This is a genomic window from Deinococcus frigens DSM 12807 (assembly GCF_000701425.1).
Lineage (GTDB): Bacteria > Deinococcota > Deinococci > Deinococcales > Deinococcaceae > Deinococcus > Deinococcus frigens.
Genome location: NZ_JNIW01000013.1, coordinates 56,746 through 80,893, shown reverse-complemented (window position 1 = coordinate 80,893; position 24,148 = coordinate 56,746). Strand labels below are relative to the sequence as shown.

Genomic DNA, 24,148 nt, shown 5'->3' with positions numbered 1-24,148 from the left:
GGTGCTAGCCGTCAAACCCGTTCGGAGTGCAAGGGGAGGCTGGCACTGGGCGCTGTATCTCCTCTTGGTGCTGGTCAGCCTGCCCTTCTTCCTGCCACTGCTGTGGCTGTTCGTGTCGGCCTTCAAGTCGTCCGGGGCCATCTTCGGCAGTCCCTTCCAGTTTGGGGCCGGAGGATTAAGGTGGACCAACTTCGAGCAGGTGTTCCGCGACTACCCTTTCGCCCGGCAGTACCTCAACAGCGTCTATATCGCCGCGCTGTCGGTGCCGATCACGGTGGGGCTGGCGGCGGTGGCGGGCTACGCCTTCGCGCGCATCCGCTTTCCGGGACGCAACGCGGTCTTCCTGCTCAGCCTGCTCGCCATGATGGTGCCCAGCGAGCTGACCGCCGTGCCGCAGTTCGTGCTGTTCAGCCGCCTGGGCCTGGTCAACACGCACGTTCCGGTGATCCTGCTCCAGATCTTCAGCGCCACTGGGGCCTTCACGGTCTTTTTAATGCGCCAGCACTTCATCACGCTGCCGCGCGAGCTGGAAGACGCCGGACGGGTCGACGGTCTGAACTCGCCCGGCGTGTTCTGGTACATCATGCTGCCGCTGTCCCGGCCCGCGCTGGCCACGGCGGCCATCTTCGCCGTGCTGAACTCGTGGAACGACTATTTTAACCCGCTGATCTACCTGAGCCGGGAAACGCTGCTGACCCTGCCGCTGGCGCTGGGCCGCTTCACCGATCCGCTGGGCGGCGTGTACTGGAACCTCACCCTGGCGGCCAGCGTGCTGGTGGCGCTGCCGGTGCTGCTGGCCTTTTTGCTGGCGCAGCGGCAATTCATCGAGAGCCTGGCGGCCAGCGGAACCAAAGGATGACCCCGAGGAAAACATGAACGAGCAGCACACGGACATTCTGATCATCGGCGGCGGTACGGGCGGGGTGGCCGCCGCCCTGAGCGCCCTGCGGCTGGGCCGCAAAGTCATCCTGACCGAGGAAACCGACTGGATCGGTGGCCAGCTCACCTCGCAGGCCGTGCCGCCCGACGAGGGGCTGTGGATCGAGACGGTGGGCTGCACCGCCAGCTACCGCGCTTTCCGGGAGGGCGTCAGGAGCTACTACCGCCAGCACTACCCGTTGCGCCCGGAATCCCTGGCCGAAAGGGAACTCAATCCCGGCGCAGGCACGGTCAGCCGCCTGTGCCACGAGCCGCGCGTGGCCCTGGCCGTGCTGGAGGCGATGCTGGCCCCCTACCGCGCCGACCGGCAACTGGAGATCTTGCTGTGCACCCGCCCGGTGGCCGTGCAGATGGACGGGGACCGGATCGAGGCCGTGACCGTCGAACATCTGCCCGGCGGCGGGCGCACGGTGCTGAGCGCCCCCTACGTGCTGGACGCCACCGAGACCGGCGAACTGCTGGATCTCGGTGAGGTCGAGAGCGTAATCGGCGCGGAGGGCCAGGCCCAGACCGGGGAGCTGCACGCACTGGCCGAGGCCGATCCCCTGAACCAGCAGGCCATCAGTTGGTGCTTTGCGATGGACCATTTGGAAGGCGAGGACCACACCATCGACAAACCGGCGGGCTATGACTTCTGGCGCGGCTACCAGGCCGACTTCTGGCCGGGGCCGCACCTGAGCTGGACGCTGTGCCATCCGATCACCCACAAAGCGGTGTACCGGGACCTGTTCGGCAACCCGGACGAGACGCCGCACAGCGGCGACCTGTGGCACTTCCGGCGCATCCTCGCGCAACGCCACTATCCGCCGGGCCGTTACCGCAGCGACGTGACGCTGGTGAACTGGCCACAGATCGACTACTGGCTGGGACCGCTGCTGGGCGTGGGCCAGGAGGAAAAGCAAAAGCATCTGCACGGCGCGCGCGATCTGAGCCTGAGCCTGATGTACTGGATGCAGACCGAGGCCCCCCGCCACGACGGCTCCGGCCAGGGCTACCCGGGGCTGCGGCTACGGGGCGACGTGACCGGCACCCAGGACGGGCTGGCCAAAGCCATCTACGTGCGCGAGTCGCGGCGCATCCAGGCCGAGTTCACGGTCACCGAACAGATGGTGGGCGTGGAGGCGCGCGGCCCACTCCAGGGAGCCGAAACCTTTACCGACAGCGTGGGCATCGGGCAGTACCGCATCGACCTGCACCCCTCCACGCGCGGGCGCAACTATGTGGATATCGCTTCGTGGCCGTTCCAGATTCCGCTGGGGGCGCTGCTGCCGGTGCGGGTCGAGAACCTGCTGCCTGCGGGCAAGAACCTGGGGGTCACGCACATCACCAACGGGTGTTACCGCCTGCATCCGGTGGAGTGGAACATCGGCGAGGCGGCGGGGGCGCTGGCCGCCCAGGCGCTCAACCTGAACAGCAGCCCGCGCGCCATCCGCAACACGCCCGCGCTGCTGGCCGACTTCCAGGCGCTGCTGGCCGGACCACTGGGCTTCGAGCTGGCGTGGCCCGAGCAGCAGCGCCTGACGCCGTCGCCCAATTTCTGATATGCCTGGTGTCCGACATGCCCAGTCCCGTGCCTGACCCCGCGCTCTCCCGCCGCAAACGCCCCACCCAGCGCGAGGTGGCCGGGCTGGCTGGCGTCTCGCAGGCCGCCGTCTCGCAGGTGCTGAACGGCGGCCAGAGCGGAGTCCGTATTCCCGACGCCACCCGGCAGCGGGTGCTGGACGCCATGCAACATCTGGGCTACGTGCCCAATGTCGCCGCCCAGCGGCTGGCCGGGGGCCGCAACCGGATTCTGGGCGTGTTCACCTACGAATCGGTGTTTCCGTCCAGCCGCCGTGACTTCTTCAATCCTTTTCTGGAGGGAATCGAGCAGGAGGCAGCAGTCCTCGACTGCGATCTGCTGCTGCATACCCGGCCCGCCCCAGGGCACTTGAATACAGGACGCTCGAACACCGGGTATTCGAACACAGGGCACACCAAACCGCTGTCCCCCCAGGGACACAGCCGCCTGCGCCTGGCCGACGGCACGATCATGCTGGGGCTGCCCGATCAGGAGCAGCGGGCAGACCTAACCCGGCTAATCAGTGAGGGCCATCCCACCGTGTTTATCGGACGGCGCGAGTTGCCTGGCGTCTTGCTCCCGTATGTCACGGCTCGGTACGCTGCTGCCACGGCGCACGCCCTGAGAGCGCTGGTTCAGCGCGGCCATCGCCGCACCCTCTACGTCGGCGCGGCCCAGCGGCATGAGTCGGCACTCGACCGCGAACGCGGCTACCTGGAAGCCGTGGCGGACCTGGGGATCTCGGGACAGGTGCTGCGCCTGGACGACGGAACGCCGCACATGGAGATCATGCTGGATCAGCAGATCACCGGAATCCTGTTTGAAAACGAGCGTCTGGCAGACATGTGGCTCTCGGCAGCGGCACACCTCGGCCTCCAGTGTCCACAGGATTTCGGCTTCGCCCTGCTGGGTGACCCGCTTTACGGCGCGGAGTTGCCAGAGGGCTGGGCGCACTCCCGCATTCCCCGTCAGGAGATGGGCCGCCAGGCTGTGCGGCTGCTGGAGACTGTCCTCCAGGGGGACTCGGAGCTATCGTCCGTGGATCTGCCCTGCGGGTGGGTCACGGGCAGCAGCCTGGGGCGTGGTCCGGGCTAAAGCACGTGTTCGGGAGCAGGCGTTCAACCACAAGACTTCGGACAGCTCCATTGTCCGCCTCGCGACTTGACAGGCTCCAGGGAATTATGCGGATTGCGGTCAGAGTCCTGACCTTTATCCGCCGGGAAGGAGAGGCAAAGAAGACGCGTGGCGTGCTATGGAGGAGCATTCGGAGCATTCCCGAATGTTACGGAATTTAACGCAAGCCGTATCGCTCAGTGCGCCTGGTGTGGAGACCAGCACGCCCACCCCGAAGACGGACAGCACGCGCCGGACCAGTCATATGGATTGCGGTCATTCAGTTATCTTTTGGGACAGCACCAAAAGCCAACACCATTCTGGAATCCGTACTTTTCCTTCTCCCGTTGGTCGGGTTTCGTAGTTATTGCATAACTGTTCAACCGGAATCCGTATCAGCCTCCGGTCAGGGTTTTTCCAGCAGCACGTAGCTGAGGGTCACGTCTTCCAGCACCTCGGCCTCGTGAACCTCCCCTGCCGGGATCAGGGTCACGTCGCCGCCGCGCAGGGTGTAACTCTGGCCGCCGCTGACGGCCCGCAGCACACCGCTGTGAATGAACGAGATCTCGTCCTGCTCATGGCTACCCGGTGGCAGAACCGTTCCTGCGGGAAAGCTGAACTGACCGATGCGGGCGGGCAGGGCCGCAAACTCTCCGACGTTGGCGCTCTCGCTCAGGGTGAGCCGTTCCATGCGTCCTCCTTGTTGCTGCCCCTTCACTATGGCGCTTTGGCGGTATGGCAACCAGCACTCAGGCAGGCAGGGTCAGACTCTCCAGATCGCGCGGGTAATCGGTCAGCAGCTCCATACCCGTGTCGGTGATGAGGATGGTATCGGAGTGCCGGAAACCGCCCAGGCCCGGCACGTACAGCCCCGGCTCGACGCTCAGCACCAGGCCCGGTTCGAGGGGGCGCAGGTCGCCAATGTCCAGGAATGGACTTTCATGGATGCGCTGGCCCAGGCTGTGGCCGACGTGGTGCCGCCAGTGGTCCCAGAGCTGTTCGCGCCCGTAGTACGTCCGCACCGCCTCGTCCACCTGGGCGCAGGTACGCCCGGGCCGCAACGCCCCAAAAGCAATGTCTTGCAGGTTGAGCATGTGCTGAAAAAAGCGTTGCTGCTCCCCACTGGCCTCGCCGACGAACATGGTGCGCTCCAGTTCGCTGATGTAACCCCAGACGGCGGCCCCGGCCCCGGTGACCAGGGTATCGCCGTACTGAAAGGTGGCCCCGGTGGTCATGGCGTGCGGCAGGGCGCTGTGAACGCCGATCTGTCCCCGGTACAGCGCCACCGCGCCGCTCATCCAGCGGTTCTGGCCCCGGTAGGTGTCGCCCAGCGCGGCGATCATGGCGGCGGTGGCCTCTCTGGTCGCGCGGGCCTCCACTTCAGTTTCGTTCTCGCCGACGCGGGTGTAGTCCTGGAGCAGGTGATGGGCATGCGCGCCCCAGCGGGCACTTTCGCGGATCAACTCCACCTCGGCAGGCGATTTGAGCGCCATCTGATGGTCCAGGGCGCGCGAGACCCGCCGAACTGTTGCCCCTGGCAGCGCCTCGCCCAGCGCCGGGCCGTCGTAGCCCATTACCGGCGGATAGCCGTCATGGTCCACGCCGATGGAGGCTTTCTCCAGCCCGAGTTCGGTCAGCAAATCCGCCAGTTGCCGCAGCGGATGACGCCCGCCGGGAAACTCCGGGTAATCGGCCACGCGCTCGGCCTCGCCCACCTGCTGGGCGTGTTCGCGTTCCAGGCGGGGAACGAACAGGATGCGTTCGCCCTCCCGCGTGATGATCAGGGCAACGGGCCGCTCGGTGGGAAAGAACGCGAAGCCGCTGTAGTAGAAGATGAACTGATCGTCGAACAGCACCAGGGCGTCCTGCGGGGCGTCCAGATGATCGAAGACGGACTTTGCCCGTCCAGCGCGCTCTTCACGGCTGATTGGCTGGACCGTCACGCGCCCACCCTCGACACCTGACGGGTCAGAAATTCGCGCACGGTCTGAAGGTAGAGGGGCTGCTCCTCCAGTTGCGGCGAATGCCCGCTGTGCTCGAAGACCACCAGTTCACCCTTCGGCAGATGCGCGGCCAGTTCCTCGCTGGCCTCCAGCGGCGTGATCCAGTCGTGGCGGCCCACTGTGACCAGCACTGGCACCCCGATTTCTTTCAGGCGGTCTACCACGTCGTAATTCGGCTGGTTGCGCGAGAAGGCCCAGTTGTGCGTCTGGTAGCGAAAGGGGATTCTCGACAGGCGCTCGGCCTCGGCGGCGAGATCACGCTCCACGGTGTAGAGCGGCTGAATCTGGGCGAAGCTGGCGCGGAAATCGTCGTCGTCGCGCATCTGGCCGGAAAACATACGGTCCAGCGAATCCTCGTCCATCGGGAATTCGCTGTCCAGCGCCCGCTTCTTGCTGGTGTCCTGAAAGCGGTTGCTGGCCGCCGTGTCGCGCAGGATCACGGCCTGGAGGTGCTGCGGATGGGCCAGCGCGTATTCCAGCGCCAGAAAGCCGCCGTAACTGCCGCCCAGCACCACGATTCTGCCCAGGCCCAGCGTCCCACGCAGCGCCTCCAGATCGGCCACGAACTGCGCGTGGGAGTATGGTTCGCCGCCCTGCGACTGGCCGTTGCCGCGCTGATCATAGGAAATCAGGCGGTACTCGTCGGTCAGGGGCTGAAAAGCGGCCCAGTCCCCGGCGCGGCTGCTCATGCCGGGGCCACCGTGCAGGGTGACGATGGTGGCCTTCGTATTTGCGCTGGCCCCGGAATCGTCATAGACGAGGTTGACGCCGTTGATCTCAATACTCTGGCTCACCGGTACCACGCCTCTTTCAGCACCCGCATCACGTTGCCGCCCACCGCCTTGGCGATGTCGGCGTCGCTGTAATCGTGTTTCACCAGCCAGCGCACGATGTTTGGGAATGCCTCGGCGGGATTCTCGATGCCGTCCACGTACTCGACTTCCTCGTATTGCAGGTGGCCGCGAGAAGCGCCGATGGACAGCGCCTCGGACAGTGCGTGGTGCAGGCCCACGTGGTCGCCGAACAGCGCGTCCGGCCCGAAGGCCACATGGTCGATGCCGACCAGATTCACGCAGTACTCAAAATGCTCCATGAACGATTCGAGGCTATGGCGCGGGTGCTGCTCGGTCAGGGTGGTGTGCGGCGCGGCCTCGATGCCGATCACGCCGCCCTTGTCGGCGCAGGCTTTGATCACATCGTCGGGCTTGAGGCGGTTGGAGTTCCACAGCGCCCTTGCCCCGGCGTGCGTGATGAAAATGGGCTTGTCGCTGACCTCGATGGTGTCCAGCGCGGTCTGATCGCCGCTGTGGCTGACGTCGATGGCGATGCCGAGCCGATTCATGCGCCGCACCGCCTGCCGCCCGAACACGGTCAGGCCGCCGTCGCGCGGCTCCTTGAGGCCCGCCCCCAGCGCGTTGCCCTCGCTGTAGGCGATGCCCATGCAGCGCACGCCCAGCCCGTACAGGATGTCCAGCCGGTCCAGCTCGTTCTCGATCATGGCCGCGCCTTCCAGCGAGACGATAAAGGCGATCTGGCCGTTCTTCTTGGCGTTCACAATGTCCCCGGTGGTCTTGCAATGCACCACCATCTCCTGATGGGCGATGTCGGACAGGCGCATCCCCAGATCAAAGATCGTGTCGTCCCACTTCCAGCCGCCGCGCGAGGTGATCATGGCCGTGCCGTTCATCAGGTTATCGAACACGGCGTCCAGCCCCGACACGCTGAGGCCCTCGTAGCCGGTGAAATCGCGGCCCCAGCGGCGAAACTCCAGAAACCGCGAGAGGTCCTGCGGGGCCACGAAGCAGTGGTCGTGCAGCGAGATCATCAGTTCTTCCTGGAACAGCCGCCGCACCCGCGCTTCCTGCTCCGGCGTGACCTCGGGTGAGCGGCTGGGCACGCGGTTCAGCTCCGGCGTGAGCGGCCAGTCCGGGTAATCCTTGCCCGCCTCCAGGTAGGAAAAGGATTTGTAGCCGCTGTAGTTCTTCTGTTGCATGGGAGCTGGGGTGGTCTGGGCATCCTTGAGATCGGTCATGCAGACTCCTTGGGGCTGGGCGAGGGAAGATGAGGTTCTATGGTGACTTGCACGGTTCAACCCCTCTGGCGCTGCGCGCCACCTCCCCTTAGAAGGGAGGCAAGGTGCTTTCTCGGCTCCCTTTAAGGGGAGCTGGCTGCGAAGCAGACTGAGGGGTTAAACCGTGGAGACCACCCCGAAACACCGCGAAATAAATCCTGGCCTACTTCTCCACCGTGTCGAGCTTCTCGGACCCTGTCGGACTGGGCACCCAGCCCCTGACGCCCGCGCCGCTGGCGACGAGCAGGCGCGAATGCACGATGGGAATCCGCACGGCAGCATTGAACATGATCTCGTCCACCTTCTGGTACAAGGGCAGGCGCTGGGCGGGGTTGGACAGCTTGCGCGCACTTTCCAGCGCAGTGTTGGCTTCTGGACTGTTCCAGTTGATGTCGGTGGTGGAGCCGGGCGCGATCAGGTAGGTGTAGGCGCTGTCGGGATCGGTGACGTACACGAAACCCAGCATGAACGCCTGGAACTTGCCGTCCTGGCGGTCAGAGAGGTACTTGGCCCAGTCCTCGGTCTTCAGGTTGACCTTGATGCCGATGGCACTCAGATCGGCGGCCATCGCCTCGGCAATGGGTTTGGGCGTGGGGTAGTACGGACGGCTGACCGGCATGTACCACAGGTCCAGCGAGAAGCCGTTGGGATAGCCCGCGTCGGCCAGCATCTTCTTGGCTGCCGTGGGGTCAAACTTGTAGTCGGTCACGCTCTTGGCATAGTTCTTGGCCAGGGGCGGCGGCAGCAGGTGGCCGTCGGTGATGCCCAGACCGTTCCAGAAGGTGTCCACGATGGCCTTCTTGTTCAGGGCGCTGGCAATCGCGGTGCGAACCCGTACATCCGCGAGCGGCTTGTAGTCGGTGTTCAGGCCCAGGTAGCCCAGATTCAGGGCCGGGCGCAGCACCGCGTTCAGCTTGGCATTGCTCTGGATGGCCTTGAGCTGATCAGGGAGCAGTTCGGCGGCAATGTCCACCCCGCCGGTCAGCAACTCGTTGAGGCGGCTGCTGGGGTCCTTGACAAAACGGAAGAGCAGTGCCTCGGACTTCGGGAACCCGGCGCGGAAGTAATTGGGATTGCGGACGAGATCGACATTCACGCCGCTGGTCCACTTCTTCAACATAAAGGGGCCAGTGCCCACGGCCACGCCCGCAGGTGTGCCGTACTGCCCCGGATTCTTCTTGATGGCGGTGGGGCTGGCGATCCCGAACAGCCCGGAATCTGCGAGGATCGATCCCAGGGCCGGATACGGCTTGTCCAGAATGATGTCGATGGCGTACTGGTTGCGGACCTTGATGTCCTTGACGAGCGAACCGTCCTCGCCCTTATACCCGCCCAGATTGTTCTTCCAGCCCAGGAACGGCTTTTTTGCGCCAGCTTCAAAGCTGGGGTCCCACCAGCGCATGAAGTTGAAGCGCACGGCCTCGGCGTTCAGCGGCGTGCCGTCATGGAATTTGACGTTCTGGCGCAGGTAAAAGGTCCAGGTCAGGCTGTCGCTGCTGACCGTCCAGCGCAGGGCCAGGTCCGGTTGCAGGTCCACCGTGCCGGGCTTGAAGCTGATCAGGCTGTTGTAGATCTGGGTGGTCACGTAGGCGGTATTCCCATCGGCGGTGACGCTGGGATCGAGGCTGATGGGTTCGCCGCTCAGCCCGAACACGATGGTTTTCGCGGACGCGCCGCCCGCCATCAGCAGTCCTGCCAACAGCCACTTGCTCATGCTTTTGCTATTCATGTTCTTCTCCTTGTGGGGCCGCTGGCCCCCGCGTGAATTCGTCCAGAAAGGTGACCATCGAACGCTCGAAGTCCAGGATGCCCGCCACCGTGCAGTACTCGTTGCTGGAGTGCTGCCGTGAGCCGTGGCCCAGCCCGCCCGTGACATACGGCAGGTCCAGCAACCGCTCGAACACGTAGTAAGGGGCGCTGCCGGGGTTGATCGGCCACAGCTCCAGTTCGCCGTGCAACCCCTGATAGGTGCGGATCATGGCCTGGACAGCGGATTCGTCCAGGCTGAGCTTGGACCAGGGATACTTGTTGTAGACCTTGATCTGTATGTCCGAAAAACCTCCCTTATCCAGGTGGGCGCGCAGCCCGGCCAGCACCGTGTCGGGGTCCATGTCCGGCACCATCCGCACGTCCACCTTGGCCGTCGCCTGGTGCGGCAGCACGGTCTTGGTTTCCGGCCCGGTGTAGCCCGCGAACAGGCCGTCGATGTTGAGCTGCGGCTGCGAGAACAGGCGGTGCCAGGCGCGGCGGTCTTCGGGGTCCTTGAGCTGCCGCACGGCGTAGGCATCGCGGAACACCCCGGCGTCGAAGCGGCCCGCGTCGATCTGTTCGTCGAGCAGGGCCGCCTCGCGCCCGGACAGGGGGCGCACATCGTCGAAGAAGCCGTCCACCAGAATGTTCTCGTCGTCGTCCACGAAGCTGGCCAGTGCGCGCGTCAGCCGCCACACCGGACTCTTGACCCAGGCGTTGTAGCTGCCGTGAATGCCGCGCTGGGTGGGGCCGCCCCAGTCGCCGCCGGTGCAGATCAGCTCGACGTACAGCATGCCCTTGGTGCCCAGCACCAGACTGGGCATCCCGGCCTCGTCCTGCTCGAAGAAGGGAAACAGCACGGCGTCGGCGCGCTTGAGCTTTTCGGCGTACTGCTCGGCAAAGGCGGGAAACGAGCGGCTGCCCATCTCCTCCTCGCCCTCGATGGCGAACAGCAGGTTGACGGGTAATTTTCCCTCGATACGCCTGATGGACCGCATGGCGGTGAAGAAGGCGGCCAGTGGGCCTTTGGTGTTGACCGCGCCCCGGCAGATGACGCTGGGTCCCAGCCCCGGCAAATCGTGAATCTCGGCCCCGAACGGCTCGGCCATCCAGCCGTCCTCGTCGGTGGGCATCACGTCGTACATGCCGTAGATCAGCAGGGTTTTGGGTGCGCCTTGCCACAACTCGCCGTAGACGATGGGATGGCCCGGCGTCGCCACCACCTCGGCCTCGCCGCCCAGTCCGGCGATCAGGGCGGCCACCGCCTGCGCGGTCTCGGCGATGCCCTCCCCGGTGTAACTGATGCTGGGCCGCCGCAGAAACTGGCGGATGTCCTCTAGGTCTTGATCGAAATGCTGCTTCAGGTCGGCGTGAATGGCGTTGACGTTCATCTTCCTCCTTGTCATGAGGCTCAGTCGTGGAACCCACTGAAGCTCAGCGCCCCTGGGGATCGCTGGCGTCGCGCAGGCCGTCGCCCAGCAGGTTGAAGGCGACGACGGTGATCAGAATCAGTGCGCCGGGATAGACCGCCAGCCACGGGGACGAGTACATGTAGTTCTGCGCGCCGGTCAGCATGTTTCCCCAACTGGCGTCCGGCGGCTGGATGCCCACGCCCAGAAAGGACAGCGCCGATTCAGTCAGGATCGCGAACGAGATCCCGATGGTGGCGTTGACGATCATGGTGGGGTACACCTGCGGCAGCACGTGCCGCCACAGCACCCGCAACTCGGACGCGCCCAGCGCGCGGGCGGCCTCCACGCTCAGTTCCTCGCGCTCGCGCAGCACCTCGCCGCGCACCAGCCGCGCCAGGCCCATCCAGGAAGTCAGCCCGATGACCAGCACCAGTTGGGTCAGGCCCGCCCCGAAAAAGGTCAGCGCCAGCAGGCTGATGAAGAAACCCGGAATCGCCAGCATGCCGTCGGTGAAGCGCATGAGAACGGAATCCGCCCAGCCCCGGAAGAAGCCGGAGAGGCCGCCGATCAGCACGCCGAAGACCAATGAGACGGCCACCGCGAAAAAGCCCACTGCCAGCGACACGCGCCCGCCCAGCATCAGGCGGATCAGCACGTCGCGGCCATTTTCATCGGCTCCCAGCGGATGCCCCCAGCTCGGCCCGGCGAACTGCTGCGCAAAGTCGATGGTTTCCGGCGACGCGCGGTAGACCAGCGGTCCCAGCAGCGCGAAGGCGACGATCAGCAGCAGCACGGCCAGCGACCACACGGCAGACGGGTTGCGCCGCAGTCTCCGGGCGCTGCGGCGCGCGGGGGAGAGGGCCACGGGTTGCGGCACGGTCTGCTGCACCTACGCCTCCGCCCGCACGCGCGGGTCGAGCCAGGGGTACATCAGGTCGATCAGCAGGTTAAAGGTCACCACCGCCAGCGCCACGAACAGCGTGATGCCCATGATCAGCGGATAATCGCGGCCCAGCGCGGCCTCCACGCTCAGGCGGCCCATGCCCGGCCAGCCGAAGATGGTCTCGGTGATGGCCGCGCCCCCGATCAGGCGCGGCAGTTGCAGGCCCACCGCCGTCAGGATCGGGATGGCGGCGTTGCGGAGGATGTGGCGGGAGCGCAGCGCCCACTGTCCCACCCCCTTGGCACGGGCGGTTCGCACATAGTCCTGGGTGCTAACGGTGCGGGTGCTGGAGCGGGTGTAGCGCAGGATCTCGGCGATGCTGGCCGCCGACAGCACCACGGCGGGCAGGATCAGGTGGCGCAGCAGGTCTGGAAAGCTACCCTCCTGTCCGGCGGTATTCATGCCGCCTGCCGGCAAAATGCGCCAGGTCACGGCGAACAGGATGATCAGCAGCAACCCGAACCAGAACACGGGTACAGCAATGAAGACCAGGCTGACGGTACTGGTGATCCGGTCAAAGACGCTGCCGGGACGCATGCCGCTCGCCAGCCCCAGCGGCAGCGCCACCGCCAGCGTGAGCAGCAGCGAGGTTCCCGCCAGAATAAGGGTGTTGGGCAGCCGGGTCATGATGATCTGCACGGTGGGCGCGCCGTACAGAAAGCTGTTGCCCAGATTGCCGCGCGCCGTCTGGCCCGCCCACTTGGTGAATTGAACGGGCAGCGGCTCGTTCAATCCCAGCCGCTGCTCGATGGCCTGGCGCTCGACGCTGGACAGCTTGGGGTCTGCCAGCAGCGACGGACCGCCGGGAGCCAGGCGCACCACGAAGAAAGTGATGATGCCCACCATGACCAGCACGATCAGGGCGTGGAACACCCGCCTGAGCAGGTATGAAAGCGTCATCTCCCCTCCCCTTTCCAAGAAGTTCCGTCGCAGCCAGCAGCCAGCTTCAGTGCCCCCTTTACTTCAACTGAAAGTCCTCGCTGTGGCGCAGCGCGTCGCGGATGCCCAGGTCAGGCACGCCGCTCAGGTTCTTGCGGATGGCCTGGAGTTCTTTGGGGTAGTACAGCACCAGCACGGGTGGATTGGTCATCTCCAGCCGCTGGAACTCGTTGTAGATCTTCTGGCGCTGCGCCACGTCCGCCGTCTCGCGCCCACGCTTGAGCAGGTCGTCGGCCCTGGGGCTGGAGAAAAAGGCATTGTTGTTGTCCTGCCCGGTGGCGTAGTACGAGTACTGGTCCGGGTCAGGCGGCGTGGTCCACCAGATCAGGTTGGCGTCGTATTTGCCGGGAATCAGGTAGTCGCGCACCAGCGTGGCAAATTCCAGCGGCTGGAGCGTGACGTCCATGCCGACCTTTTTCAGGTCCTGCTGCACGGCCAGCGCCGCCTGCTCGCGGCTGGGGTTGCCCCGGTCCACGATCAGGGTGAACTTGAACGGCTCGCCCCTGGCGTTCACCAGTTGGCCTTTGGCATCCGGCTTCCAGCCCGCCTCGGCCAGCAACTGCTTGGCGCGGGCCGGGTCGTACTGGACCGGTTTGATGGTCTTGTCGTAGTACTTTTTCAGTGCGGTGGGCAGCGTGCCGGTGGGGTAATCGGCATAGCCCTTGAGCACGCCGTCGATGATCGCCTTGCGGTTGACCGCGTACTGCATGGACTCGCGCACCTTGGCCGGAGCGAACAGCGGGTTTTTCTGGTTAAAGAACACCAGGAAGTGCTGCACCGCGTTGGCCTGCTTGAGGGTGATGTTGGGGTCGTTTTGCAAACTGGCGATGCTGTTCGGCTCAACATTCACCCAGTCCAGTTCACCGGACCGAAGCTGCGCCACCTGCGTGTTGATGTCGGGGACCACCTTGAAGACCATGCCGGCCAGCTTGGGCTTGGTGCCGTAGTAGTCCTTGTTGGCCTCCAGCGTGATGCTGGCCCCCGGCACGACCCGCGTCACCTTGAACGGCCCGGTGCCGATGGGCGTCGAACGGTTAAAGGCGGTGGCGTCGTTCAGCGGTTTGCCGTCCAGCAGGTGTTTGGGCAGGATGCCCGCGTTGTGGCCCAGCAGCGTCAGGAACGGCGCGAAGGGCCGCGACAGCGTGAACCGGACGGTGGTGGGATTGACCGCCACCACGTCCTTGATCGACGAGAAATCGGACACCAGCCGGGAGCCGGACTTGGGATCGGTTGCCGCCTTGAAGGTGAACACCACGTCGGCAGCGGTAAACGGTTTGCCATCGTGCCACTTCACATCGTTTCGTAGCGTAAAGGTGTAGACCAGGCCGCCGCCCGTGATCGTCCACGATTTGGCCAGGTCCGGTTCGGGCAGCAGGTCCTCGTTGGGCCGCACCAGACCGGGAAAGATGACCTTGTTGATCAGCACCGATCCCAGGTCCGGCGCGATCACCGGATTCATGATCGGATCGTTGATCAGCGGCAGCTTCAGGGTGCCGCTCTGCGCCTGCGCGCTGCTGAGAGTCAGGGCGAAGCTGAGGGTCAAAAGGCCAACGCTGAACAGACGCCTGGGCATGGGGTTCTCCTTGTCGGACCGGGAAGGGGCGAGGAGGAACGTGCTTGCTGCTGGAGCTGTTGGACGGGTCTTCTAGTGTGGCACGGGGACATCTAAAGCCCGCTCCACAGCGGTATGTGCCTCGCGCAGGGCGGCCATCACCCGGTTCTGGCCGCGCATCAGGTGGGTGCGGTAAAAGCCAATGCGCCCCTGCGGAGCGTGCGGCAACTCCTCGGCCACCGCCAGATCAGGGAGCGGCGGAATCGACTCAGCGGGATCGTGGAAGAACGCGGCCTCGCGCGTGAAGTTCACCCGCACGAGTTGGCGGGCCAGGCGCATCTGGGCGTCGTTGACGGCCCGCGCTTCGGGCGAGGTCAGCGGCTGACCGTCGAGGCTGGCGGCCAGCTTGCCGAGCTGCCCGACGGCGGAGCGCAGGCGGGCAATCTCGGCGCGCAGCGGCCCAAAGCTGAAGTGATCCCCTGCCGCCGCCTGATAACGCTCCACAGTGGCGCTGAAATCGTCCAGCGTCAGCGTGAAGTCGAAGGGAATGGCTGTGCTGTTGGCGGTCCGCACGGCGGCCAGCAGATAGATGCCGATGTCTTTGAGCAGAATGTCGCGGTCCGCGATCTCCAGCAGGTCATCCTCGGTGTGCCAGGCGATGTTGCCCCCGCAGCCGCCCACCGCGTAATAGTCCTTCTCGGCACGCAGGTCGTCGGGCATGGTGGACAGCAGCATGAAATAGCCGCTGAGGCCGATGTTGTTAAACGAGTAGTCCCCGGCCTGGTGGGGCCGCTCGGCGCGCAGTTCCTTGCCGGTCACGTCGCGGATCAGCTCGGCGGCGAAGCGCTCGGTTTCGGGCATCAGGCTCACGTCCTGGTACTCGGTGGCCCAGCGGCAGCCGGGCGAATCGCAGTTGATCTGCGCGATACAGTGCTCGTCCAGTTCCAGCCCAAACGCATCCGAGTACCAGGTGCTGCCCGCGTAGCGCCCGGTGGAATGGCCCGGCCACCACGCGATCTTCACGCTGCGCCGCAACCCATCCCGGTGCGCCCACAGCACCCGCGCGATTTCCAGCAGCGTGGCGTCGCCCACCGCGTTGTCGCCGATGCCGTAATCCCAGGAGTCGTAGTGGCCATGGAGCAGCACGAACTTTTCCGGCTCCTCTGTGCCGGGAATGGTCACGACGGGAACCGGGGACTCGAACCAGCCCTCGTTCAGATCGGTCTTGAGGGTCGCCTCGCCGCCGGAGCGCGCCCACTCGATCAGGCGCTGGCCGTCCTCGGCGTTCACGTTGACCACCGCCACACCCGGCTTGCGCGGCAGGTCGTACAGGTCCGGGCTGCCCCAGATGGTGGTACACACGCCCCAGTGGGCGCGTTTGCCGGGGTTGATGGCGATGATTCCCAGCGCGCCGCACCGTTCCAGATCGCTGACCTTGCCGGGCATCCCAAAGCCCTCGCTGACCACGATCTTGCCGCGCACGTCGGTCTCGTCCGCCGGGGCCTGGCGCGAGAACAGCTCGTCGGCGTCCAGTGCGTAGCCACTGGGTTGATAGACCAGCGGCGCGCTGATCCCTTCAGGGAAGACGGCACTCATCGCCATCGCCTTGGCGAACAGGGTCACGCCCCCGATTGCCACGCTGGCCGCGCGCGGAATGCTCAGGAACAGCTCGGGGCGGTGCATGTCCACCGGGACGCCGTGCCGTTTCAGGCGCTCGGCGATCAGCGAGGCCGCCTGCGCCACGTCTGCGGGGTCTTCACGCTTGAGGGTGGTGAACCGTTCGATCAGTTCCCACGGAGTGTCGAGGTTCGCGGCGTCCAGGATGGCCTGCTCTGCGGAGCTGATCATGGTTCCCCCCAAGTCCTTCATTGCGAGTGGTTCACTGTATGAATCAGTGATTCACAAAATGATCCGGTTGAGCCGTTAGTCTGTGCGAAGAGCATGAAGAAGTCAAGCGACGCCATCCAGACAACCGAGCCGGAATACGGCATCACCGCCCTCGAATCCGCCCTCCAAGTGCTTGAAACCATCGGCGAGCATCCTGGCCTGAAAGCCCGACAACTGGCCGAACGCACGGGCCTAACCAAGAGCAAGGTCTTCCGGATCATCAGGACCCTCGAGGGCCTCGGCTACGTGGACCTGGACGGGGATCACGGCAGCGTGCTGGGCCGCAGCGCCTACCTGCTGGGCAAACGCGCCGAGCAGCAGTGGTCGCTGTCGCGGGCCGCCACGCCCATCCTGGACGAACTGGCGGCACTGACCCTGGAAAACGTCCATCTGGTCGTCCGCGAGGGCCTTCATTCGCTGGTGGTGGACGTGCGGATCTCGCCCCAGCCCATCCGCATGTATGCCCAGGTGGGGCGCATCGGGCCGCTGCACGCGGGCGGCACCCCGAAGGTCTTGCTGGCCTATGCGCCCGACGCGGTGGTGGATGAGGTACTGCACTCCAGCCTGGATCAATTTACCGGCACCACCGTCAGCGACGCCCACGAGTTGCAGCAGATTCTGCGGCGGATTCGCGCCGACGGCTATCACCTGGCGCTCTCGGACCTGGAAAACGACACCTTCTCAATTGCCGCGCCGGTCTTCGATCACCGCGCCCAGGTGGTGGCCGCCCTGAGCATCGCTGGCCCGGTTATGCGGCTGGATCAGGCCAAGCGCCATGAGTTCATTCACCTGGTCGTCGAGCACGCCAATGAACTGTCGCGCGCCCTGGGCCACCGCGCCGAGCCGTCTGCCGCGCTCTGAGACGGATGGCGTTCCATTCCAGGAAGGGCAGGAAAGGGAAAGGGCCGTCTGGTCTGCCAGACCACGCCACGCGTCTTCTGTGCTTCTCCTTCCAGCCGGGTCAACGTCGGGACTTTACCCGCAATCCGTATCAGTTTTCCCGGCCCAGCGTCATCAGGTGGTCGGCCAGGCTGCCCCGGTACAGAAAAGCCTCCGGGTCATCCTCGCCGCGCTGCGTTGCTCCCACCATCAACCGGTTCAGTTCCTCCACCACGTCCACCAGATACGGGTGCAGATCGAACAGCAGGTCGCGGTTCGGACCCGCCTCCAGCGCGCGCAGCACCCGGACCACCCGGCGGCGGGCGGCGCGCAGTTCTTCCAGCAGCGACGCCCGCTGCTCTGCGCCGGTCTGCAAATCCACCACTTGCCGCGCCACCGTCAGCACCCGCACGGCTTGCGGCCCAAGCTGACCCGGCAGATACAGCATGTGGGCCACCAGCCGCAGGTCTTCGAGCGTGACCGGGTGGGCGGGAACGGCCATGAACTCCGGCAGCCAGACTTCCAGCGCGCGGTCCAGCGAGGTCTCCGGCGTCCAGTCCGGCGCGGCCCCGGCGTAGTCCGCCAGACTGAACAGCCCCGGCGTGTTCGGCTCCAGCGGGTTGTTCGGGTTGCTCAGGATGCCCGCCACCCCAGCGCGCAGGTCCAGCGGACGGCCCGCGTAAGGTCCCAGGTGCAGGCGGTGCAGGCTGTAATCGCTGGCGTGCAGGTTGTCCCAGAGCAGGACCGGGCGGCAGACTGCCCGGTTGACCTCCAGAATGCTCTGCACGCTGATTTCGGGCGATACCACCTGCGGTCCGGTCCACAGGATGTCCACGCTGGGGCGCAGGCCCTCGCCCAGAGCGCGTAGATAGGGCGAGCTGGCCACCCCTGGCCGCGCCCGCTCCGCACAGTATTCGGTGGGACAGAACAGCATCAATCCGGCCTGCCCATCCGGCCACAGCGCATCCAGAACGTGGTGGGTGGCGGCCACCTGCTCGCGGGCCTGTGCGGCGCGGTCCGGGGCATACGGAATGTCGTCGAACAGCAGCGAGAAATGCTCGATCCCCAGGCGCTGCACGCTGACAAACTTCTGTGCCAGCGCGCGGCGGTCCGCCCCGTTGGCCCAGTCGAGGTCCAGGCCAGGGGCCAGCGCGTACACGAGGCGGACGCCGTGCTGGCGGGCATCTTCAACCAAAGCCCGCAGAGATTCGGCCTCCGCTGCCGGGTAGGCTTCGCGCCACTCCTGCCGGTGCCAGCGGTCATCCTTGGGGGCGTAGAGGTAGGTGTTCAGGCCCCAGGCGGCCATCCGCTCAAACAGGCGGCCACGCTGGGCCGCGGTCCAGGGACGGCCATAGAAGCCCTCGATGACCCCCAGAACTGGCATGGTACTCATACAGACTCCTCCTGACCCGGCTGGCCCGGGGAGAGGCGGCTGGCCGCGCCCCTACTTTTTACGTATAGACTTTTCACGTATAGACCGGATTGACCGTCTCGGCCACCCCGGTCACCTGCACGGCGTCGCCCACCCGGAGCTGTCCGGCGCGCTCCTCAAACGGGGCGTCCTGCACCAGATGCTGCCCGAAGACGGCGGCTTGCCCATGCCGCCGGACCCGCGCCAGCGTCCGCAACGGCTCGGACCCGCGCGTGCCGTCGGGCAGCACGTTCAGGATGGCGCACCGCGCGCAGCTTTCCACGACTTCGTAGTCCACTGCGCCAATGCGGACGCGCCGCCAGAAGTCCTCGGCATACGCCGCGCCGCCGCTGACCACCAGATTCGGACGGAACTCGGCGTGGCCCACCGGGCGCGTCAGATGCCGGTTGAACCCGGCCAGCGACGCCTCGCTGATCAGGTGGAAGGGATTGCCGTCCACAAAGCTCAGGAGGGAGTTGAACGGCTTGAAGCTGGGTTGCCAGCGCTGGGCGTCGTCGGGCAGGTAGACCAGATCAAGGTCGCCGCCCAGGTAAGCGCTGATCCAGCCCGTCGCCTGTGCCGAAACGCTTACGCCGCTCAGTGGATCGCCCCACATGTCCACTGCGCGCCGGCTGCCCTGCGGCTGCCACGGCACGGACAGGGCAGGCATGTCAGGGGCGGTGACGCGCAGTCCGCCGTCTTCCAGCGCCACCTCGATCAGCCGCATGCTGGAAAACTCGCGCTGGGTCACGGGTTTCCCCGCCGCAGTGATGACCATCCAGCGGCGGTCATGCGTCAGGCCACGCGGCCCGATCCCGGAATGCTGGAGGGAGACGCCGCCCGCCGATTTGATGGGGTAGATGTACAGGGCGCTGAGGCTCAGCGCGTTGGACGTCAGGTCAGGGGTGGGCATAGGCTCCTTGGTCGTTTTGAGAGAGAAGTTCAGGTCAGGAACAGCGCCTCGTCCGGGCAGGTCTCTTCCAGCCGCCGGAACACGGTTTCGCCCACGGTCACGCCCGCCCCCTCCAGCGCCAGCAGCAGCGCCCCAAAGACGGGTTCGTGGTGGCTGGCCTGCCAGCGGACCTGCGAATGCTCCGCGCGCACCCGCGCCAGCAGGGCGTCGCGCAGGATGGACGACGTGTGGCGCATCACCCCGCCGGATGTGGTCAGCAGATAGTCGCCGTCCAGACCGACTTTGCGGGCGGCGGCCAGCGCGTAGTCGCCCAGCGACGCGCCGTGTTTTTGCACGATGCGGAGGCTGGCAGGGTCCCCTGCGTCGGCCTGATCGAGGAGAACCCGCGCGAGGCGGCCCAGATGCCGGGGCGAGCGGCGGCTCCGACGGGTGAAGGAATGCAGCAGCGCCGTCACATCCGGGCAGCCGAAAAAGGCCAGCACCGGCGCGGTCAGGGCCGTGGGCGGGTCGATGCCCAGTTCGGCGCGGTACACGGCGCGCAGGGCGTGTTCGGCCAGTTGTGTGGCCCCTTCCGGCTCCTGCCAGTAGCTGGTGTGCCAGACCGCGCCGCCGGACGAACGCGCCGCGATGCCCGCGCTGGTGCCGCAGACCACCGTGACGCCGGTCCCCGCCAGGGAACCCGCCCGGAGCGCCCCCACCGCGTCATTGACCACCTCTGCGCGCGTGGCCCAGTTCCAGCGCTTCAATGTGGCTGCCAGCACAGTGAAGTCCTCGGGCCAGTCGGCCCCGGCGGCGCTGAGGGTCAGGGCACCGAATGGCGCGCCCTCCAGCCCCGCGCTTTGCCTGGCCCGCGTGACGGCTGTTTCCAGGGCGGCCAGCGCGCGGGCCGGTTGCACGTAGATGTTGCTGCGCCCCGCGCGCCCCCAGCCCAGGACCTGCCCCGCCATATCGGCGATAAGGGCGATGGTCTTGGTGTTTCCCGCGTCGATGCCCAGCACCAGCCCGCTCACGTCCAGGCCGCCCCGTCCGCAATGACGGTCAGCGCCGTGCGTCTCAGAAAGGAGGCGGGGACGGCGGGCGTTTGCGGCCCCTCCAGGGCGGCGCGCAGGATGGCCCGCTTGTGCGCCCCACTGACCAGCAGCAGGCAGGCGCGCGCAGCCAGGATGACGTCCATGCCCGCCGTGATCGCCCCCGTCGGCACGGCCAGTTCTCCCCAGTACGCCGCATTGCTCGCCAGACTCGCGGGCGTCAGCTCCAGCGTGCGCGTGGGCGCGTCCGGCTGACTTGGTGGTTCGTTGAAGCCCAGGTGTCCGTTCGGCCCCAGCCCCAGAATCGCCAGATCGAGGCCGCCGAGCCGGGCAATCTCAGCTTCAAACTGCGCCGGGTCTTCCAGCCGGACCGCGCGCGTGATGCCCAGCGGTTCCACGAACGACCGCTCCATCCAGCCCCACAGGCTGCGCGGATCGCTCCCGGACACGCCCAGGTATTCGTCGAGCTGCACAGCGGTCACACGGCTGAAATCCACCGCACCCACCGCCACCCGCCGCGCCAGCTCCGCGTAGGCGGGCATGGGCGTGTTGCCCGTCGCCACCAGGATGCTCAGGTCGGGTTTTGCCCTGACCCGCGTGGCGATGTAGTCAGCCGCCGCCGCCGCGAGCCGTTCGGCGTCCGGTTGAATGTCCAGCGTGACCTCGCTCACCACAGCCGCTCCGGCAGATGACCACGGTGGGCGCGGGCCAGCTCGTCATACAGCGTCTGCGCCAGCGGCAGCGTCCGCACCAGCGGGTTGCTGGTCAGCGCCTGGATGGCCTGCCTGCGCGTGCCGTCCCAGGCGGCGTCGGCGGCCAGTTGCTGGTATTCGCCCAGCGCCGAGAGCAACCCGCGCACGGGCGACGGCACCCGGTAGCCCGCGATGGGCCGCACCCCCTGACGGTCCACCAGGCACGGCACCTCCACCACCTGCGAGTCCGCGAAATCGGCAATCGCGCCGCCGTTCACCACGTTCGTCGGCCAGATCTCCCCTTTGTCGTTGAACACGGCGTCCATCACGTTCACCGCCACCTCCAGCTCAAAGATGCCGCCGCGCGACAGCTCCGGCTCCAGCGTCGGATTTCTGGCCTCCAGTTGCTCGCGGTAGTGCTGCCAGTAGCTCGGCACGTCGGCCAGAATGTCCTGCGCGCGGGTGGTGGGCCTGGCGCTCAGCTCGGCCAGCATCTCGCGCTCGAAATAGTAGTACTTCATGTACGAGGCGGGCAGGCTGTTCATCGTCACTGCCAGGTCCACCCAGCGCCGCGCCCAGTCGTCCGGTATGCCCTCGGCCAGCTTCTGCGCCAGCACCGGGAGCATCGGCTGGCCACCGTACTCGGCCTCCACGCTCCAGCAGGCGTGGTTGAGGCCCAGCATCACGGCCCGCACCTTGCCGGGGTCCAGCCCGGCCAGCTCCGCGAGTTCGCCGGGAAACACAATCGGCCCCTCGCACAGCGACACCACCCGAATGGGCGAGTGGTCCGCCACCGCCTGCGCCACGATGTTCACGGGATTGGTGTAGTTAAACAGGATGGCGTCGGGACAGACCGCCTGCATGTCGTCCACCAGCCCGCGCGCCACATGCACCGCCCGCAGCGCCATGAAAAAACCGCCCGCGCCCTGCGTCTCCTGCCCGATGACGCCGTGGCTCAGGGGAATGTGCTCGTCTGTGTACCGCGCCTCGAAGCCGCCGGGGCGGTAGCTGGACAGCACGCCGTCGCAGCCGTCCAGCGCAGCCTTTCTGTCAGTGGTGGCGGTGATTTTAATATCCGCGCCCTGCGCCTGCGCCATCTTGCGCGACAGGCGGCAGACCAGATCGAGCCGCTCCTCATCCAGGTCCTGTAAAACGATTTCCGAACCGGCGAAGTTGGCGGCCTGGCGAATGAACGAGGCGACGGTGCCGGGCGCGCGGGTGCTGCCGCCGCCGATGTAGGCGAGTTTGACCTGGGCCATGTGAACGTCCTTGGGGAAGTGTTTTGAAGAAGTGTCTTGGGGAAGTGTGGGGCCTTTACAGAGGGCGGCGAAAGAGTGCGGCGCTAAGAAAATCCACCGTGAACGCGGGTTCATCGGCACTCTGAAGTGGGCGCAACGGGCGGCTGTCCAGCGGTTCCAGATCAGCAAAAATTTCCCGCAGATCGTCCGCGCTGTAACCCAGGCCCCCTTCGAGTTTGCCCTGCCTGAACAGCGTCAGGTCATCCACCTCGCTGCCCATCTTTCCCGCCGCGAAGGTGCAGATGCCGAACAGGCCGCCAGGTTTCAGGCAGGCCAGCAGCGCATTCAGATATGACAGTCTGCGGTGCGGCGGGAGATGGTGAAAGCAGCCGGAATCGTAGACCGCATCGAAGGAGCTGCCGGGCATGCTTTCACGCAGGAAATCGCCTTCCAGAAACGTTGCCTCGGCTTCGACAATCCGTTGCCTGGCCTGACGCACGGCAAATGCAGAAAGATCCACTCCCGTCGCGCGGTAGCCCTGTCCCGCCAGCCAGCGGGTGTTGCGCCCCAGCCCGCAGCCAATGTCCAGCGCGGTAAGACCTTCGCCGCCGGACAGCAGACCCGCCGCGCGCCAGTCCAGCAGATTGACATCGGGCAGGTTGGAATTGAGTGGATGATCCGTGCGGGTAAAGATCTGTTGCCAGGGATCGACGGCCCCGCGCCTGGTCAGGTCCGAGCCACCCTCGAACCGACCGTCCAGCACGTCCAGAAGCTGTTCCACCGTGGCGACACGCATCAGGTCAGTTTCTCTTTCGGGAACCTGGACTCGTTGCGGCTCAAACCCCCACCAGCCCCTGTTTCCGCGCCCGGATCGCCGGATCGTGCAGGATGCAGCGCGCGGTATGCCCACCGCCCACGTCGTACATCTTCGGCAGGCCGTCCTTGCATTCGGGCATGGCGTGGGGGCAGCGCGGCTCGAAGGGGCAGCCGGGCGGCAGGGTTTTCAGGTCTGGCACCTCGCCCCTGGCCTCGATTTCCTCCGGCACCAGTCCCGCGTCGGGCTTTGGAGCGGCGCTTTTTAAGAGCTGGGTATACGGGTGCTGCGGGCGATCGATGACCTCCACGGCGGGGCCGATTTCCACCAGCGTTCCGGCGTACAGCACGGCGACCCGGTCCGACATATAGCGCGCCCCGGCCAGATCGTGCGTGATGAACAGCATGCTCAGCCCCTCCTGATCCTTGAGGTCCAGCATCAGGTTCATCACGTCCAGGCGGATGCTCACGTCCAGCGCCGAGGTCGGCTCGTCGGCCAGGATCAGCTCGGGGCTGGCGGCCAGGGCGCGGGCGATGCCGACGCGCTGGCGCTGGCCGCCCGACAGCTCGAAGGGGCGTTTGGCGATATAGGTAGCGGCGGGCGACAGGCCCACCCGCTCCAGCAGCGAACCCACCTGCGCGTCGGTGTTGCCGCGCGCCAGCCCGTGAATCTTTAGCGGCCTGGACAGCGTGTAGCGCACCGGATGCAATGGGTTGAGGCTGGCATACGGGTCCTGAAAGATCATCTGAACGTGCTTGCGGAACTTCCGCAGGGCCGCGCCGCCCAATCTGTTCGGCACCGGCTGCCCGCCCAGGCGAATCTCCCCCGCCGTAGGCGTGTACAGGTGCGCGATCAGGCGGGCGATCGTGCTCTTGCCGCTGCCCGACTCGCCCACCAGCCCCAGCACCTCGCCGCGCGCGATGGCAAAGGACACGTCGTTGACGGCCACCACCCCGCCGGCCTTGCCGCGCGTGCCGAACACCTTGCGGAGGTTCACGATTTCC

General features: G+C 66.2%; 21 protein-coding genes. 4 read left to right on the top strand and 17 right to left on the bottom strand.

Annotation, left to right across the window (positions count from 1 at the left end; translation table 11 throughout):
* The first annotated feature begins 1 nt into the window (after position 1).
* From Q322_RS0106970 to Q322_RS0106960, 3 genes are read left to right on the top strand one after another with little or no spacing between them, the layout of a single operon-like run.
* Complete coding sequence (locus Q322_RS0106970) at positions 2 to 859, top strand: carbohydrate ABC transporter permease (protein ID WP_245593174.1); 858 nt, start codon at positions 2 to 4, stop codon at positions 857 to 859.
* Positions 860 to 872: 13 nt separating this feature from the next.
* A complete protein-coding gene (locus Q322_RS0106965) occupies positions 873 to 2,480 on the top strand; it encodes an FAD-dependent oxidoreductase (RefSeq protein ID WP_029477114.1) in 1,608 nt (535 codons plus the stop codon).
* Between the two features lie 17 nt (positions 2,481 to 2,497).
* A complete protein-coding gene (locus tag Q322_RS0106960; RefSeq protein WP_084147855.1) occupies positions 2,498 to 3,595 on the top strand; it encodes a LacI family DNA-binding transcriptional regulator in 1,098 nt (365 codons plus the stop codon).
* Between the two features lie 424 nt (positions 3,596 to 4,019).
* On the opposite strand, the gene Q322_RS0106955 is transcribed toward Q322_RS0106960, so the two are convergent.
* The 10 genes from Q322_RS0106955 to Q322_RS0106910 form a co-directional block, all read right to left on the bottom strand.
* A complete protein-coding gene (locus Q322_RS0106955) occupies positions 4,020 to 4,304 on the bottom strand; it encodes a cupin domain-containing protein (RefSeq protein ID WP_029477112.1) in 285 nt (94 codons plus the stop codon).
* A gap of 58 nt (positions 4,305 to 4,362) precedes the next feature.
* The gene (locus Q322_RS0106950) at positions 4,363 to 5,556 is read right to left on the bottom strand and encodes a M24 family metallopeptidase (protein WP_029477111.1); all 1,194 of its coding nucleotides are present in this window, start codon (positions 5,554 to 5,556) and stop codon (positions 4,363 to 4,365) included.
* Positions 5,553 to 6,410: an alpha/beta fold hydrolase gene (locus Q322_RS0106945; protein WP_029477109.1), complete on the bottom strand. Its 858-nt coding sequence runs from the start codon at positions 6,408 to 6,410 to the stop codon at positions 5,553 to 5,555. Before Q322_RS0106945 ends, Q322_RS0106950 begins: the two co-directional genes overlap by 4 nt.
* Positions 6,407 to 7,648, bottom strand: coding sequence for a dipeptidase (locus Q322_RS0106940; RefSeq protein ID WP_084147852.1), 1,242 nt, complete (start codon positions 7,646 to 7,648; stop codon positions 6,407 to 6,409). Before Q322_RS0106940 ends, Q322_RS0106945 begins: the two co-directional genes overlap by 4 nt.
* A gap of 202 nt (positions 7,649 to 7,850) precedes the next feature.
* Entirely contained in the window at positions 7,851 to 9,416 is a 1,566-nt protein-coding gene (locus Q322_RS0106935) for an ABC transporter substrate-binding protein (RefSeq protein WP_342667657.1), read from the bottom strand.
* Positions 9,409 to 10,827, bottom strand: a complete 1,419-nt coding sequence (locus Q322_RS0106930; protein WP_029477106.1) for a M20/M25/M40 family metallo-hydrolase — start codon at positions 10,825 to 10,827, stop codon at positions 9,409 to 9,411. The genes Q322_RS0106935 and Q322_RS0106930 overlap by 8 nt, the downstream gene beginning before the upstream one ends.
* A gap of 43 nt (positions 10,828 to 10,870) precedes the next feature.
* The gene (locus Q322_RS0106925) at positions 10,871 to 11,737 is read right to left on the bottom strand and encodes an ABC transporter permease (protein ID WP_051668315.1); all 867 of its coding nucleotides are present in this window, start codon (positions 11,735 to 11,737) and stop codon (positions 10,871 to 10,873) included.
* A complete protein-coding gene (locus tag Q322_RS0106920; RefSeq protein ID WP_029477103.1) occupies positions 11,738 to 12,691 on the bottom strand; it encodes an ABC transporter permease in 954 nt (317 codons plus the stop codon).
* A gap of 58 nt (positions 12,692 to 12,749) precedes the next feature.
* Complete coding sequence (locus Q322_RS0106915; RefSeq protein WP_029477102.1) at positions 12,750 to 14,303, bottom strand: ABC transporter substrate-binding protein; 1,554 nt, start codon at positions 14,301 to 14,303, stop codon at positions 12,750 to 12,752.
* Positions 14,304 to 14,375: 72 nt separating this feature from the next.
* Positions 14,376 to 16,130 carry a M28 family peptidase gene (locus Q322_RS0106910; protein WP_029477101.1) on the bottom strand — a complete coding sequence of 585 codons (1,755 nt, stop codon included), beginning with the start codon at positions 16,128 to 16,130 and terminating at the stop codon, positions 14,376 to 14,378.
* 93 nt (positions 16,131 to 16,223) lie between these two features.
* Here Q322_RS0106910 and Q322_RS0106905 point away from each other — a divergent pair, with 93 nt between their 5' ends.
* A complete protein-coding gene (locus Q322_RS0106905; RefSeq protein ID WP_034417869.1) occupies positions 16,224 to 17,030 on the top strand; it encodes an IclR family transcriptional regulator in 807 nt (268 codons plus the stop codon).
* Positions 17,031 to 17,160: 130 nt separating this feature from the next.
* Here Q322_RS0106905 and Q322_RS21655 read toward each other — a convergent pair whose 3' ends face one another.
* From Q322_RS21655 to Q322_RS0106870, 7 genes are all read right to left on the bottom strand, one after another.
* Positions 17,161 to 18,441 (bottom strand): beta-N-acetylglucosaminidase domain-containing protein, encoded by a 1,281-nt coding sequence (locus tag Q322_RS21655; RefSeq protein WP_051668314.1) that lies wholly within the window; start codon positions 18,439 to 18,441, stop codon positions 17,161 to 17,163.
* A 73-nt stretch (positions 18,442 to 18,514) separates the two neighbouring features.
* Positions 18,515 to 19,372 (bottom strand): MOSC domain-containing protein, encoded by an 858-nt coding sequence (locus Q322_RS0106895; protein WP_034417865.1) that lies wholly within the window; start codon positions 19,370 to 19,372, stop codon positions 18,515 to 18,517.
* Positions 19,373 to 19,401: 29 nt separating this feature from the next.
* A complete protein-coding gene (locus Q322_RS0106890; protein WP_245593173.1) occupies positions 19,402 to 20,382 on the bottom strand; it encodes an N-acetylglucosamine kinase in 981 nt (326 codons plus the stop codon).
* Positions 20,379 to 21,071 (bottom strand): glucosamine-6-phosphate deaminase, encoded by a 693-nt coding sequence (locus Q322_RS0106885; RefSeq protein WP_034417894.1) that lies wholly within the window; start codon positions 21,069 to 21,071, stop codon positions 20,379 to 20,381. Before Q322_RS0106885 ends, Q322_RS0106890 begins: the two co-directional genes overlap by 4 nt.
* Complete coding sequence (locus Q322_RS0106880; protein ID WP_029477092.1) at positions 21,068 to 22,351, bottom strand: family 4 glycosyl hydrolase; 1,284 nt, start codon at positions 22,349 to 22,351, stop codon at positions 21,068 to 21,070. The genes Q322_RS0106885 and Q322_RS0106880 overlap by 4 nt, the downstream gene beginning before the upstream one ends.
* A 55-nt stretch (positions 22,352 to 22,406) precedes the next feature.
* Positions 22,407 to 23,126, bottom strand: a complete 720-nt coding sequence (locus tag Q322_RS0106875; RefSeq protein WP_029477091.1) for a class I SAM-dependent methyltransferase — start codon at positions 23,124 to 23,126, stop codon at positions 22,407 to 22,409.
* A gap of 40 nt (positions 23,127 to 23,166) precedes the next feature.
* Positions 23,167 to 24,141 (bottom strand): ABC transporter ATP-binding protein, encoded by a 975-nt coding sequence (locus tag Q322_RS0106870; protein WP_051668312.1) that lies wholly within the window; start codon positions 24,139 to 24,141, stop codon positions 23,167 to 23,169.
* Positions 24,142 to 24,148: the final 7 nt, after the last annotated feature.

Excerpts from the sequence above, each read along its gene's own strand:
- Q322_RS0106935 (WP_342667657.1), bottom strand. The coding sequence starts at position 9,416 with ATGAATAGCAAAAGCATGAGCAAGTGGCTGTTGGCAGGACTGCTGATG.
- Q322_RS0106915 (WP_029477102.1), bottom strand. The coding sequence starts at position 14,303 with ATGCCCAGGCGTCTGTTCAGCGTTGGCCTTTTGACCCTCAGCTTCGCC.
- Q322_RS21655 (WP_051668314.1), bottom strand. The coding sequence starts at position 18,441 with ATGAGTACCATGCCAGTTCTGGGGGTCATCGAGGGCTTCTATGGCCGT.
- Q322_RS0106875 (WP_029477091.1), bottom strand. The coding sequence starts at position 23,126 with ATGCGTGTCGCCACGGTGGAACAGCTTCTGGACGTGCTGGACGGTCGG.
- Q322_RS0106960 (WP_084147855.1), top strand. The coding sequence starts at position 2,498 with ATGCCCAGTCCCGTGCCTGACCCCGCGCTCTCCCGCCGCAAACGCCCC.
- Q322_RS0106905 (WP_034417869.1), top strand. The coding sequence starts at position 16,224 with ATGAAGAAGTCAAGCGACGCCATCCAGACAACCGAGCCGGAATACGGC.
- Q322_RS0106920 (WP_029477103.1), bottom strand. The coding sequence starts at position 12,691 with ATGACGCTTTCATACCTGCTCAGGCGGGTGTTCCACGCCCTGATCGTG.
- Q322_RS0106930 (WP_029477106.1), bottom strand. The coding sequence starts at position 10,827 with ATGAACGTCAACGCCATTCACGCCGACCTGAAGCAGCATTTCGATCAA.
- Q322_RS0106955 (WP_029477112.1), bottom strand. The coding sequence starts at position 4,304 with ATGGAACGGCTCACCCTGAGCGAGAGCGCCAACGTCGGAGAGTTTGCG.
- Q322_RS0106940 (WP_084147852.1), bottom strand. The coding sequence starts at position 7,648 with ATGACCGATCTCAAGGATGCCCAGACCACCCCAGCTCCCATGCAACAG.
- Q322_RS0106910 (WP_029477101.1), bottom strand. The coding sequence starts at position 16,130 with ATGATCAGCTCCGCAGAGCAGGCCATCCTGGACGCCGCGAACCTCGAC.
- Q322_RS0106880 (WP_029477092.1), bottom strand. The coding sequence starts at position 22,351 with ATGGCCCAGGTCAAACTCGCCTACATCGGCGGCGGCAGCACCCGCGCG.
- Q322_RS0106895 (WP_034417865.1), bottom strand. The coding sequence starts at position 19,372 with ATGCCCACCCCTGACCTGACGTCCAACGCGCTGAGCCTCAGCGCCCTG.
- Q322_RS0106965 (WP_029477114.1), top strand. The coding sequence starts at position 873 with ATGAACGAGCAGCACACGGACATTCTGATCATCGGCGGCGGTACGGGC.